The organism is Burkholderia sp. AU15512 (assembly GCF_002223325.1).
In the GTDB taxonomy this organism is placed as follows: Bacteria; Pseudomonadota; Gammaproteobacteria; order Burkholderiales; family Burkholderiaceae; genus Burkholderia.
Map to the genome: position 1 here is coordinate 91,143 of NZ_NKEX01000004.1, position 13,447 is coordinate 104,589.

The 13,447-nt window shown below is 68.7% G+C and carries 9 protein-coding genes; 5 read left to right on the forward strand and 4 right to left on the reverse strand.

The window, feature by feature from the left end:
• Positions 1-54: 54 nt before the first annotated feature.
• The 3 genes from CFB43_RS12995 (at position 55) to CFB43_RS13005 (ending at position 3,186) form a co-directional block, all read left to right on the forward strand.
• Positions 55-807 (forward strand): glycosyltransferase family 2 protein, encoded by a 753-nt coding sequence (locus tag CFB43_RS12995; protein WP_089495361.1) that lies wholly within the window; start codon positions 55-57, stop codon positions 805-807.
• A gap of 120 nt (positions 808-927) precedes the next feature.
• Entirely contained in the window at positions 928-1,770 is an 843-nt protein-coding gene (locus CFB43_RS13000; protein WP_089495362.1) for a glycosyltransferase family 2 protein, read from the forward strand.
• A 135-nt stretch (positions 1,771-1,905) separates the two neighbouring features.
• Positions 1,906-3,186 carry an O-antigen ligase family protein gene (locus tag CFB43_RS13005; RefSeq protein ID WP_089495363.1) on the forward strand — a complete coding sequence of 427 codons (1,281 nt, stop codon included), beginning with the start codon at positions 1,906-1,908 and terminating at the stop codon, positions 3,184-3,186.
• Between the two features lie 146 nt (positions 3,187-3,332).
• Here the strand turns inward: CFB43_RS13005 and CFB43_RS13010 are convergent, their stop codons facing one another.
• The 3 genes from CFB43_RS13010 to dnaE form a co-directional block, all read right to left on the reverse strand.
• The gene (locus tag CFB43_RS13010; RefSeq protein ID WP_089495364.1) at positions 3,333-4,511 is read right to left on the reverse strand and encodes a glycosyltransferase family 9 protein; all 1,179 of its coding nucleotides are present in this window, start codon (positions 4,509-4,511) and stop codon (positions 3,333-3,335) included.
• 175 nt (positions 4,512-4,686) lie between these two features.
• On the reverse strand, positions 4,687-5,778 hold the full coding sequence (locus CFB43_RS13015) for a glycosyltransferase family 9 protein (RefSeq protein ID WP_089495365.1): 1,092 nt from the start codon (positions 5,776-5,778) through the stop codon (positions 4,687-4,689).
• Between the two features lie 307 nt (positions 5,779-6,085).
• A complete protein-coding gene (gene dnaE, locus CFB43_RS13020) occupies positions 6,086-9,616 on the reverse strand; it encodes a DNA polymerase III subunit alpha (protein WP_089495366.1) in 3,531 nt (1,176 codons plus the stop codon).
• Positions 9,617-9,832: 216 nt separating this feature from the next.
• Between dnaE and CFB43_RS13025 the strand changes: the two genes are divergently transcribed.
• Entirely contained in the window at positions 9,833-10,687 is an 855-nt protein-coding gene (locus tag CFB43_RS13025; RefSeq protein ID WP_089495367.1) for a sulfurtransferase, read from the forward strand.
• A 22-nt stretch (positions 10,688-10,709) separates the two neighbouring features.
• Positions 10,710-11,603 carry a tRNA glutamyl-Q(34) synthetase GluQRS gene (gene gluQRS / locus CFB43_RS13030; RefSeq protein WP_089495368.1) on the forward strand — a complete coding sequence of 298 codons (894 nt, stop codon included), beginning with the start codon at positions 10,710-10,712 and terminating at the stop codon, positions 11,601-11,603.
• A 186-nt stretch (positions 11,604-11,789) separates the two neighbouring features.
• On the opposite strand, the gene CFB43_RS13035 is transcribed toward gluQRS, so the two are convergent.
• Positions 11,790-13,358: a DEAD/DEAH box helicase gene (locus tag CFB43_RS13035; RefSeq protein ID WP_089495369.1), complete on the reverse strand. Its 1,569-nt coding sequence runs from the start codon at positions 13,356-13,358 to the stop codon at positions 11,790-11,792.
• Positions 13,359-13,447: the final 89 nt, after the last annotated feature.

The window sequence follows — 13,447 nt, forward strand, 5'->3', positions numbered from 1 at the left end:
CGGGCCGCGGGTATACTGCCGCTCACCGTTTTCTCCGCCTTTTCCGACGATTTCATGGCTGAACCCTCCCTCGGCGTCGCCCTCATCGCCCTCAACGCGTCCGCGCGGCTCGCGCAGTGCCTGGCCGCGCTGTCGTTCGCCGACGACGTCGTCGTCATCGACGGCGGCAGCACCGACGATACCGTCGCGATCGCGCAGGCGCACGGCGCGCGCGTGATCGTCGAGCGCGACTGGCCGGGCTTCGGCCCGCAGAAGAACCGCGCGCTCGACGCGCTCGACACCGACTGGATCCTGTCCCTCGATACCGACGAAGTCGTCACCCCGGAACTCGCGCAGTCGATCCGCGACACGCTCCGCGCGCCGGCCGCGCAGGTCTATGCGGTCGACCGCCTGTCAAGCTTCTGCGGCCAGTGGATCCATCACAGCGGCTGGTATCCGGACTGGATCCCGCGCCTGTTCCGACGCGGCGCCGCGCGCTTCTCGGACGATCTCGTGCACGAGCGCCTCGTGTTCGACGGCGCCGCGCAGCGGCTGTCCGGCAAGCTGATGCACTACTCGTACGAGGATTTCGAAACCGTGGTGCGCAAGCTCGACGCGTATTCGACGGCCGGCGCGCGCCAGCGCCGCGCGGCCGGCCAGCGCGGCGGCTTCGGCAAGGCGCTCGCGCGCGGCGCCTGGGCGTTCGTGCGCACCTACGTGCTGCGCCGCGGCTTCCTCGATGGCCGCGCCGGCTTCATGATCGCCGTGTTCAACGCGGAAACCGTGTACTACCGCTTCCTGAAACTCGGCCACGAACGGGCCAGCTGAGCGCCCGCCCGGCATGGAACCGGCCCGGCGTTACAATGCCGGGCCGCCCGCGCCGCGCGCGCCCGCCCGACCGGCGGCGCCACGCGCCGCCCGCCACGACGACTACCGAATCCGACCGCCATGTTCTCCATCATCATTCCGACCTGGAACAACCTGCCGTACCTCAAGCTCGTCGTCGACAGCCTGCGCCGCCACTCGGCGTACGACCACCAGATCATCGTGCACGTCAACGACGGCTCGGACGGCACGCTCGACTGGGTGCGCGGCGAAGGGATCGAGCACACCGCATCGCCGACCAACATCGGCATCTGCCACGCGGTGAACTGGGCCGCCGCGCACGCCACGCGCGACTACGTCGTCTACATGAACGACGACATGTTCTGCTGCCCCGGCTGGGACACGGCGCTCGTGCGCCGCATCGAACAGATGCCGACCGACCTCTTCATGCTGTCGGGCACGATGGTCGAGCCGGTCGACACGCGCAACCCGTGCGTCGTGGTCAGCAATTTCGGCCGCGATGCCGAACATTTCGACGCGGCAGGCCTCGTCGCGGCGGCGCCGAAGCTCGTGCGCGCCGACTGGCTGGGCTCGACCTGGCCGCCGACGCTCGTGCACCGCGACTGGTGGAACCGCATCGGCGGCTACAGCAGCGAGCTGTCGCCCGGCATGAGCAGCGACAACGACTTCTCGATGAAATTCTGGGATGCCGGCTGCCGGATCTTCATCGGGGTCGGCGACAGCCTCGTCTACCACTTCCAGCAAAAGAGCACGGGCAAGATCGTCAAGAACGATGGTCGGCGCCAGTTTCTGAACAAATGGGGCATGACCCAGGCGACGTTCGATCGCCACTACCTGCACCGCGGCGAGCCGGCCGGCACGCGCGTCGCGCTCGATACGCCGGCCGTGGAAGGCCGCCTGAAGCGCGCACTGCTGCGCTCGCGGATCAAGCGCGCGTTCAGCTGATCGCGCCCCGAAAACGACACGGAAACGCGCGCTGCTTCGCGTATACTCTGCGCCGTTCGTCCCGGATCTCCCACCGGGGCGCGCGGCGCGCAGCACGACGTACGCAAGCCGCATTCGTCCATTCGACAGGTTCCGATGCTTTCGTTTTCCGCTCCCGCCTCGCGGCGCCTGACCGCCGCCCGCGCATTCGCCGTCGCCGCGCTCTGCATGGTGCCCGTCTCGACCGCGCTGACCAACGTGTTCTGCGGACTGTTCGCCGCCGCGCTCGTGATTTCCCCCGAATTCTGGCGTGACCTGCGCTCGTTCGTCACCGACCCGGCCTCGCTCGCGGCGCTGCTGATCCTGGCCGCGCTGGCCGCCAGCGTCACCTATACGGTCGCGCCGCACAACAAGGCGTGGAACTGGGTCGCCAAGTACGACAAGCTGCTGCTGCTGCCGTTCGCCGTGCTCGCCTTCCGCCATTCGAACTGGGCGCCGATCGTGCGGCGTTGCTGGTTCGGCACGCTGTGCGTGATCCTGCTGCTGTCGACCACCAACTATCTCGGCCTGACCGCGATCGGGCCCGCGCACGCGACCGAACTGCCGCTGTCACGCGCCTGGGTGTTCAAGAACCACATCGCCGCCGGCATGTTCGGCGCGCTGCTGTTCTACCAGGCGGCCGATCTCGCGCTGGCGGCCCGCACGGCGCTGTCGCGCGCCGCGTATGCGGGCGTTGCCGCGTGGTCGCTCGTCAACGTGTTCGTGATGCTGCAGGGTCGCACCGGGCAGGTCATCGCGCTGCTGCTGATCCTCGTCGTCGCCGTGCGTTTCGTGTTGTTGCTGCGCCGGCAATCGGCGCTGCGCGCGGGGCTCGCCGCCGGCGTGTTCGTGCTGGCCGGCATCGCGCTCGTGATCGCCGCGTGCACGGTTCACAACGGCCGGCTGACGAAGGTCGTGACGGAAGTGCAGCAATACCGGCAGAGCGATGCGGCCACGTCGACCGGGCTGCGCCTCGAGTGGTACAAGAAGGGGCTCGAACTGTATCGCCAGCGCCCGGTGATCGGCTATGGCGCGGGCGGCCTCGAATCCGAATTCGAGCGGCTCACGGCCGGCAAGACGGCGGCCGAAGGCCAGCTCACGTCGAACCCGCACAACGAATACCTGCTGATGGCCGTGCAGCTCGGCACGCTCGGCCTGGTGCTGTTCGTCAACCTGATCGTGCAGATCGCGCGCGGCAGCCGCACGCTCGATCCGCGCTCGCGGCACCTGCTGCTCGGCTGGCTCGCGATCTTCGCGATCGGCAGTCTCGCGAATTCGCTGCTGCTCGATTTCGCCGAAGGACACCTGATCGTGCTGCTGGCCGGCATCCTGCTCGGCTGCGGCGAGCGCGCCGAGGCGCTGCCGCGCGAAACGTCGGCGATCCGGCGCAGCGCGTAACGCGCAGCGGCCTGCGCTGCGCCGGCGGCCGGCTTCGGCCAACGCGGCGTACTTCACGATCGATCTCCGACGGAAACGGGCCGGGCGGCTGGCGCGTCGCCACACAAGCCGCCGGCAACTGCCAGGAAACGCGCGTCGCCCGCGCGTCAGTCGGATCCGGTGCGGTGCAGCCGCGACGTATCGACGACCGTTTCGGCCGGGCCCGGCGGATTCAGTCCGAGCATCTCGGCCGCCGCGGCTTTCACGCGCTGCGCAACGAGATTGACGAGGCAGTCGCTGCGGCTGTCGACCTTGCGCTCGCAGCCTTCGTGCCGGCACGGCACGCAATCGCCCTCCCCCTGCAACAGCCACACGTTCCCGTGCCGCCCCGAGCCGCGCAGCGGCCACGGATTCTCGGTCGCCGGCCAGTGCTGCGGCCACGGCCCCCAGCGCACAGGGTCGGACGGGCCGAACAGCGCAATCGTGTCGGTGCCGGTCGCGGCCGCGACGTGCGTCGCGCCGGTGTCGGGCCCGATGAAAAGCCGTGCGCGCCGCACGAGTTCGGCGCTTTCGCCGAACGTCAGGCGGCCGACCAGGTTCAGCACGTCGCCGCCCGCTTCGGCCGCGACCTGCTCCGCATACTCGCGCTCGCTGTCGGCCGGACCGCCCGACAGCGCAACCGCGAAGCCTTGCTCGCGCAGCCAGCCGATCATCTCGACCCAGCCGTCGAGCCGCCATTGCTTGTAACGGAACATCGGATACGGATGCAGCACGACCAGCGGCTTGCCGGCGCGGATCGCCGGCGATTCGGCCAGCCACGCGTCGAAGCGCGCGCGCCGCGCCGGATCGTCGCCGATGCCGGGCGCGACGACCTCGGACACCGGCTCGATGCCGATCACGGGGGCGAGCGCCAGCGTGCTGACGACCGTATGCGCGGATTCGTGGTGATTGATCGCGATCCCGTTCAGCATCATCCGCGTGAGCCACGTCACGCGGTTCGGATCGACGAGGCCCACCCGCTTGCGGCCCGCGAACCAGCTGTAGAAGCGCGGCCGGTCGGAGCTCAGCGCCGCGCACGCGAGATCGTAGCGGCGCCACATCGACAGCGCGTCGCGCAGCCGCTCGCGGAAGCCCGCGCGTTGCGCGACGACGATCACGCGCCGCACGTCCGGATTGTGCTCGAGCACGCCTTCGGTGCCGCGAAACACCAGCATGTCGATCTGTGCTTCAGGCCAGCGGGCCTTCAGCGAACGGACGAGCGGCGTCGTCAGCAGCACATCGCCGATACGGCGCGGCGCGGCCACGAGGATGGTTCTGGGCGGGCGGGCGGAAGAAAACAGGGCCACGGCGGGTGTGTCTGGCTGGCTGAACAAGGCTGGCAATGTACAGGATTTTGCAGCAGCCGGCGCGACAGGGCGAATCGGCCGTCCGGTCAGCCTGATGCGGCTCCGTTCACGAGGTGCTGCGCGGCAGGCGCACCGCGCGCCGCTGGCGTACGCGGTGCCTGCGATACCCGTGGCGCTACGAAGCGATGGTCATGATCACCGGCGTCGCAGCGGCAGCCGCCGGCTGCGTGTGTGTTGCGTCGGTCAACCGTTCGTCACGTTGGGTGGCCTGCGGCAGCAGGTGATTCACCGCACGCTCGACCGCGTCGACGCCGATCGCGTCGACGGTCGCGCCGGCGCGCACGATCACGTGCGGCACACCGAGCGGATGCCAGCGCAGGTATTTCTCGGGACGATCCTCGAACAGCGCGGCGACGGGCACGCCGAGCGCCGACGCGAGGTGCACGGGGGCGCTGTCGGCGGAGACGATCGCATCGAGCAGGCTCGCCGCGGCCACCAGGTCGGCGACCGACGACGGCGCAACATGGCGCGCGCACACGTCGCGCCACGAGTCGTCCTCGGGACCATGGCCGACGGCCGGGTCGCGGAACACGATCACGTCGGCATGCGGCGCGAGACGCTCGGCGAGGTCGCGCCAACGATCGGCCGGCCAGCGGCGCTCGACTGCCTTGTTCGTGACGAACAACCCGACGCGCGGCTTCGTGCGTGCGCCGAGCAGCCGGTACCACGCGTCCTGCAGCGCGCGGTCGGGATGAACCGACAACGCGAGGCGGTCGACGTCGGCGCGGCCGAGTTCGGGTACGAGCCGGAAACCCGACAACGCCTCGTGGCACATCGGCCGCTCGGCGACATGCTCGGGCTTGCGATCGTCGAATTCCGTCTCGGCATCGTGCCAGCGGCAATCCTTTGCGCCGATCTGGCGCGCGAACTGCATGCTGCTGCGATGCATGCCGCCGTTCGGCACGACCACGAGGTCGAACCGCAAGCGACGCAGGCGACGCACCAGCCGCAGCCGGTCGAAGAACGCGCGCATCCGCCCGGGACGGTCGTTGCGCTCGCATTGACGGCTATAGACGTAGGTGTGGATCGCGTCGACGTCCGGGTTTCCGGCCAGCGCGGCCGCGTTGTAGCGGTTCGCGACCACATGGAGTTCCGCGCCGGGCCAGCGCTCCTTCAGCGCGCGGAGAAACGCCGTCGTGCACAGCATGTCGCCCAGAAAATCGATCCGGATCACGAGGATCCGCTGCGTCGGGTTCACATTGGCCATGGTCATGTGGGGACTGTCAGTTTTTGTCGTCGCGACGAGCCGTTTCACGGCATCCGGTTCCGGGACGGCCTGCTCGCCTATCGCGGCTCGCCGCATGGATCCGCCCCCGCTTATGTGCGCGATATCGGCGCGATCCGCCGGACAAGCGGCGGTCAGCGCCGCGTTCGTGCGGCTAGCGCCGGATTGTATAGCGTCCGGATGGCCAGCCCAAGACCCGCTTGCGTGAACCTGCAAAAACGGCCCGCCGCACCGCACGATGGCGATGCGACGGGCCGCATGGCGCGACAGCCGTTCGGCAAAGGCGCGATCAGTACGTGATTTCGACGACGCTGCCGTCGAACGTCGCTCGCAGCTCCGCGAGCAGCACGTCGCTCGGCTTGACGCGCCATGCGTCGCCGAGGCGCATTTCACCCTGTGCCCGTGTGTTGCTGTAGTGGACCTGGACCGCGAGCCCGTTCGGCAGCGGCGCCTGTGGGCGACGACCGCCATCGCGCCCGCCACCGCGCGGCGCCGGCGCCTCGACCACGTTCGCCGCCGGATCGTCCTTCGACACGTGCGGCTCGAGCACGCGGCGCAATGCGGCCGCGTCGGCGTTGCCGTTCATCGTCAGCCGGACGGCCTGCGCATAGCGGCTGCGCGCGCGCTCGAGATCCATCACGGTATCGGCCGTGAAGCGGATGCCGCCCGTGAACGCATCGTTGCGCGCCTGCCCCTGCACGATCAGCAGCTCGTCTTCCTTGAACAGCGCCTTGTTCGCCTCGAACTGCTCGTTGAAGATCGTGATCTCGCACTGGCCCGAGCCATCGTCGAGCAGCGCGATCAGCATCTTGCCGCGCTGGGTCATCTGCGTGCGCAGCGACGCGATGATGCCGGCCACGAGCTTGTCGCGCCCTTCCTTCAGGTCGCCGACCTTCTGCCGCACGAAGCGGCGCACCTCGTCGCGATACGCGTCGAACAGGTGGCCGGACAGGTAGAAGCCGAGCGCGCCCTTTTCCTCCTGCAGGCGGCGCTTGTCGTCCCACGCGGGCTCGTCGACGAGCGCATGCGCGTGCGGCGACTCGGCGCCCATGTCGAACAGGCCGGCCTGCATCGCGTTCGCCTCGGCCTGGTCGGCTGCTTCCATCGCCAGCGGCACCGACGCGATCAGCTGCGCACGGTTCGTGTTCAGCGAATCGAACGCGCCGGCACGGATCAGCGCCTCGACCGTGCGGCGGTTGACGACACGCCGGTCGATCCGCTCGCAGAAGTCGAACAGGTCGGTGAACGCCTTTTCCTCGCGGGCGCGCAGGATTTCCTCGATCGCATTCTGGCCGCTGCCCTTCACCGCGCCGAGCCCGTAGCGGATCGTGCGCGAGCGCTTGCCGTCGGCTTCGGCGACCGGCTCGAAGCGGTAATGCGACTGGTTGATGTCCGGCGGCAGCACGACGAGGTTGTTCACGACGCAGTCGTCGAACAGGATCTTCACCTTGTCGGTGTCGTCCATCGCGAGCGTCATGTTGGCCGCCATGAATTCGGCCGGATGGTGCGCCTTCAGCCACGCGGTGTAGTACGCGAGCAGCGCATAGGCGGCCGCGTGCGACTTGTTGAAGCCGTACCCCGCGAACTTCTCCATCAAGTCGAAGATCTCGTCGGACTTCTCGCGCGTGAGGCCGTTCTTCGCCGCGCCCTCGGCGAAGATCTCGCGGTGCTTGGCCATCTCCTCGGGCTTCTTCTTGCCCATCGCGCGACGCAGCAAGTCCGCGCCGCCGAGCGAGTAGCCGCCGATGATCTGCGCCATCTGCATCACCTGCTCCTGATAGACCATGATGCCGTAGGTCTCTTTCAGGACGGGCTCGACGCGTGGATCCGGATACTCGACCTTCTCGCGGCCGTGCTTCCGTGCGCAGAAGCTCGGGATCAGGTCCATCGGGCCCGGACGGTACAACGACACGAGCGCGATGATGTCCTCGAAGCGGTCGGGCTGCGCATCCTTCAGCATGCCCTGCATCCCGCGGCTTTCCAGCTGGAACACCGCGACCGTGTTGGCCTTCTTGAGGATCTGGAACGACGCGGGATCGTCGAGCGGCACCTGCGCGAGCGACCAGTCGGCCTTCGACGGATCGAGGCGGCGGATGTAGCGCTCGGCCCAGTCGAGGATCGTCAGCGTCGTGAGGCCCAGAAAGTCGAACTTCACGAGGCCGACGGCTTCGACGTCGTCCTTGTCGTACTGGCTGACCACGCCGCCGTCGTCGCCCTGCGTGTACAGCGGGCAGAAATCGGTCAGCTTGCCGGGCGCGATCAGCACGCCGCCCGCGTGCATCCCGACGTTACGCGTGAGGCCCTCGACGCGCTGCGCGAGATCGAGCAGCTGGTGCACTTCGTCCTCGTGGTCGTAGCGCTCCTGCAGTTGCGGCTCTTCCTTCATCGCGTCGGCGATCGTCACGTGCTTGCCCGGCTTGAACGGGATCAGCTTCGCGATGCCGTCGGTGAACATGTAGCCGAGGTCGAGCACGCGGCCGATGTCGCGCACGGCCGCCTTCGCGGCCATCGTGCCGAACGTGGCGATCTGCGACACGGCGTCCGCGCCGTACTTCTCCTTCACGTACTGGATCACGCGGTCGCGGCCGTGCTGGCAGAAGTCGATGTCGAAGTCGGGCATCGACACGCGTTCCGGGTTCAGGAAGCGCTCGAACAGCAGGTTGTAGCGCAGCGGGTCGAGGTCGGTAATGCCGAGCGCGTACGCGACCAGCGAACCGGCGCCCGAGCCGCGGCCCGGGCCGACCGGCACGCCGTTGTTCTTCGCCCAGTTGATGAAGTCCGCGACGATCAGGAAGTAGCCCGGGAAGCCCATCTTCGTGATGGTCCCGCACTCGAATTCGAGGCGCTTGTAATACGTGTCGCGCTGCGCGTCGCGCTCGGCCTCGACCGGATACAGCTGCGCGAGACGGGTCTCGAGCCCTTCTTTCGACAGCTGGACCAGGTAGTCGTCGAGCGACATGCCGTCCGGCGTCGGGAACAGCGGCAGTTTCGGCTTGCCGAGCTCGAGCTTCAGGTTGCAGCGCTTCGCGATTTCGACCGTATTCGCGATCGCCGACGGCAGGTCGGCGAACAGCGCGACCATGTCGTCCTGCGTGCGGAAATACTGGTCGGTCGTGAAACGCTTCTGGCGCCGCGGGTTCGCGAGGATGTCGCCTTCCGAGATACACACGCGCGCCTCGTGCGCGGTGAAATCGTCGTCGGTCATGAACTGCGTCGGGTGCGTCGCGACGACCGGCAGCTTCAGCGCGGCGGCGAGCGTCGCGGCCTGCTGGATGTACGCCTCCGCGCCCGGCTGGCCGTAACGCTGCAGCTCGACGTAGAAGCCGCCCGGGAACACTTTCGCCCAGCGCTCGGCGTGCCGGCGCGCGGCTTCTTCGTTGCCTGCGGCAAGCGCGAGCCCGATATCGCCCTGTTGCGCACCCGACAGCGCGAGCAGCCCTTGCGAGCGCTCGCCGTCGAGCCAGCTCGCGTCGAGTTCCGCACGGCCGCGGTACTGGTTCGTGAGCCACGCCTTCGACAGCAGCTCGCACAGATTCAGGTAGCCGACCTTGTCCTTGACGAGCAGCAGTAACCGCGACGGCTTGTCGCGGTCGTCCGGATTGGCGATCCAGACGTCGCAGCCGGCGATCGGCTTGATGCCCTTGCCGCGGGCTTCCTGGTAGAAACGGACGAGGCCGAATGCGTTGCCGAGATCGGTGAGCGCGAGCGCGCCCTGACCGTCCGCGGCCGCCGCCTTGACGATGTCGTCAATGCGCACGATGCCGTCGGCAATCGAGAATTCGGAGTGAACGCGAAGATGGACGAAGCGAGGATCTGACATGGGCGCTATTGTAGCCGCCTCGCCGCGCGGGCTGCCCAAAAAATCCCCGCGCTGGCCGTTCGGCCGATGCGCGCGACCGCACGTCGCGCGGCTGGCCAGGCGGCAGGGTGCCGGCCCGGGCGCGGTTTGCGGGATAATACGGTTTTTCGAATCCACGCCCCGGCTTCGCACCCTTTTTTGCGGGCCGCCGTGCGGCCGTTTTCCCGTCGGACCATCATGACCATCGTCAACCTCGCCGCCTACCACTTCGTGTCGCTCGACGCGAACGAGCAATGGCGCCCGCTCGTCACCGCCCGCTGCAACGAACTCGGCCTGCGCGGCACGATCCTGCTCGCGCCGGAAGGCATCAACCTGTTCATCGCCGGCACGCGCGAAGCCGCCGACGCGTTCATCGCTTACATCCGCCACGATCCGCTGTTCGAGGGCAAGTTCGCGTCGCTGCAGTTCAAGGAGAGCCTGTCCGACTCGCAGCCGTTCCGCCGCATGCTCGTGCGCCTGAAGCGCGAAATCATCACGATGAAGAAGCCGGCGATCAAGCCGGAACTCGGCCGCGCGCCGTTCGTCGATGCGCGCACGCTGAAGACGTGGCTCGATCGCGGCCACGACGACACGGGCCGCCCGGTCGTGATGCTCGACACGCGTAACGCCTTCGAAGTCGACGTCGGCACGTTCGACGACGCGCTCGACTACCGGATCGACAAGTTCAGCGAATTCCCCGAAGTGATCGACGCGAACCGCGCCGACCTCGAAGGCAAGACGGTCGTGTCGTTCTGCACGGGCGGCATCCGCTGCGAGAAGGCCGCGATCCACATGAAGGAAATCGGCATCGAGAACGTGTACCAGCTCGAAGGCGGGATCCTGAAGTACTTCGAGGAAGTCGGCGGCGCGCACTATCACGGCGACTGCTTCGTGTTCGACTATCGCACCGCGCTGAATCCGCAGCTCCAGCCCACCGAGAACGTCACGTGCTTCGCGTGCCGCGCGGTCGTCACGCCGGAAGCGCAACAGTCGTCGAGCTACGTGCCCGGCAAGTCGTGCCCGGCTTGCGCACCGGCGGCCAGCGCCGCGTAAGCGCGCACTGCCCCGCGCTCCGATGACCGGCTATCGCGGCCGCTTCGCGCCGTCGCCCACCGGCCCGCTGCATTTCGGCTCGCTGGTCGGCGCGCTCGCGAGCTGGCTCGACGCGCGCGCGCACGGCGGTGCATGGCTCGTGCGCATCGAGGATCTCGACGGCCCGCGCACGGTGCCGGGCGCCGCCGACGACATCCTCGCGACGCTCGCGCATTTCGGCATGACGCCCGACGAGCCGCCCGTCTGGCAAAGCACGCGCGATGCCGCCTATACGGCCGCGCTCGAACGGCTCGTCGCGGCCGGGCTCGTCTATCCGTGCGGCTGCACGCGCAAGGAAATCGCCGATTCGCTGCGCGCCGCGCACGAGCGCCATACGACGCTCGCGTACCCGGGCACCTGCCGCACCGGCCTGCACGGCAAGCCCGCGCGCGCGTGGCGGCTGCGCGTGCCGGACGGCAGCGACGCACTCGTCACGTTCGACGATCGCTGGCAGCACACGCAATCGCAGAACCTCGCGACCGAAGTCGGCGATTTCGTGCTGAAGCGCGCGGACGGCCAATGGGCCTACCAGCTCGCGGTCGTCGTCGACGATGCCGACGCGCACATCACGCACGTCGTGCGCGGCGCCGACCTGCTCGACTCGACCGCACGCCAGATTCACCTGCAGCACTGCCTCGGCGTGCCGACGCCGCAATACCTGCATGTGCCCGTCGTCGTCGATGCGAACGGCGAAAAGCTCAGCAAGCAGACGGGCGCGACCGCGCTCGAACGCAACGATCCGCTGCCGGCGCTGCACGCCGCGGCCGCGCACCTGGGCCTCGCGCCCGACGGCACGCTTGCAGGCGCGACTCTCGATACGTTCTACGCCGCCGCCACGGCAGCATGGGCGAGGCGCTTCGGGCCGCAGGCCGGCTGACGCACGCAGCGCGCCGATGTCGCGGCGACCGGGCCCAAGCCGGATGCCGACTGCATCCCCCCCCCCGACGCCGCACGCCCGCCTCCCCCGTCAAATCGGAGCCCCAATGAAAAACGGGCACATGCTCATCGCATGCACCCGCTTCTCCAGCAGCGCTCGCGCGCCGCGCCGTCACGTTCGCCCGGCTTATGCCGACGGCTTGCGCGGCATCCCGAACCCGCCGAGCAGTGCGGCGACCTGACGCTTCGGCCCCTTTTTCTCGGGCTGCTGCGCCGGCTGCGCGTCGTCCTGCTGCTTCGCCGGCGCCGACGGCTCGTACGGCTTCAGGAAGAAATCGTCGACCGGCGCTTCGTGGCGACGGTGATGACCGCGCTCGGAACCGCCCGGCCGGCGCCCCGATGCACCGCGATGCTCGTCGCGATCGCGACGGCCGCCTCGTTCACCGCCCCGCTCGCCACCGCGCTCGCTGTTGCGATCGCCGCCGCGGTCGTTGCCGCGCTCGTCGTGACGGTGGCGTGCCGGCTTGTCGAGCGCGAGCGTCTGCACTTCGAGCGGACGCTTGATCAGCTTCTCGATATCGGCGAGCTGCTTGCGCTCGTTCGGGCTGCACAGCGACAGCGCATCGCCCGTCGCACCCGCACGGCCGGTACGGCCGATCCGGTGCACGTAGTCTTCCGCGCTGAACGGCAGGTCGAAGTTGATCACGGCCGGCAGTTCGGCGATGTCGAGGCCGCGCGCGGCCACGTCGGTCGCGACCAGCGCCTCGATCTCGCCGCGCTTGAACGCGTCGAGCGCCTGCATCCGCTCAATCTGCGTCTTGTCGCCGTGGATCGCCGACGCGACCACGCCGTCGCGCTCGAGATTGCGCGCAAGCCGGCTTGCGCCGATCTTGCTGTTGCAGAACACGATCACCTGCTTGAGGCCGCGATCGCGCAGCAACTGCACGACGGCCGCCTGCTTGTCGCCTTCGGCGACGTCGTAGACGATCTGCGTGACGTTCGCGTTCGTCGAGTTGCTGCGCGCGACCTCGATCGTCTGCGGGTTGCGCAGGTAGGTCGACGCGAGCTTCTTGATTTCGCCCGAGAAGGTGGCCGAGAACAGCAGCGTCTGGCGTTCCTTCGGCAGCAGGTTCAGGATGCGCTGCAGGTCGGGCAGGAAGCCCATGTCGAGCATCCGGTCGGCTTCGTCGAGCACGAGGATCTGCACCTGGCCGAGATTCGCCGTCTTCTGCTGCACGTGGTCGAGCAGGCGGCCCGGCGTCGCGATCAGGACCTCGACGCCGCGGCGCAGCTCGGCCATCTGCGGGTTCATGTCGACGCCGCCGAACACGACCGCGCTGCGCAGCGGCGTGTGCTTCGCATACGCGTGCACGTTCGCGGCGACCTGGTCGGCGAGTTCGCGGGTCGGCGTGAGGATCAGCGCACGCACCGGGTGGCGCGCCGGAGACGCGCTCGTGTTGGCCTGCGGCAGCAGGCGCTGGATGATCGGCAGCGAGAAACTCGCGGTCTTGCCGGTGCCCGTTTGCGCGGCGCCCATGACGTCGCGGCCGGCGAGCACGACCGGAATGGCCTGCGCCTGGATCGGCGTCGGCGTCGTATAGCCCTGCTCCGCAATGGCTTTCAGGATATCGGCGGCAAGGCCGAATTGATCGAAGGTTGCGTCGACGGGCTTGGCGACAGAATCGGACATGGTGGCGTTTCGCTCAAAAGGCGCGGCGGGGACATCGTGCGTCAGGCCAGCCGGGCCTGCGCTCATCACAATTCGGAAATAGACGGAGCCGCGGCGCGCCGCGCGGCGCCGCTCTGGCGCTTGGGACCGGTTCAATGTGAACGCTGGACGCCAGG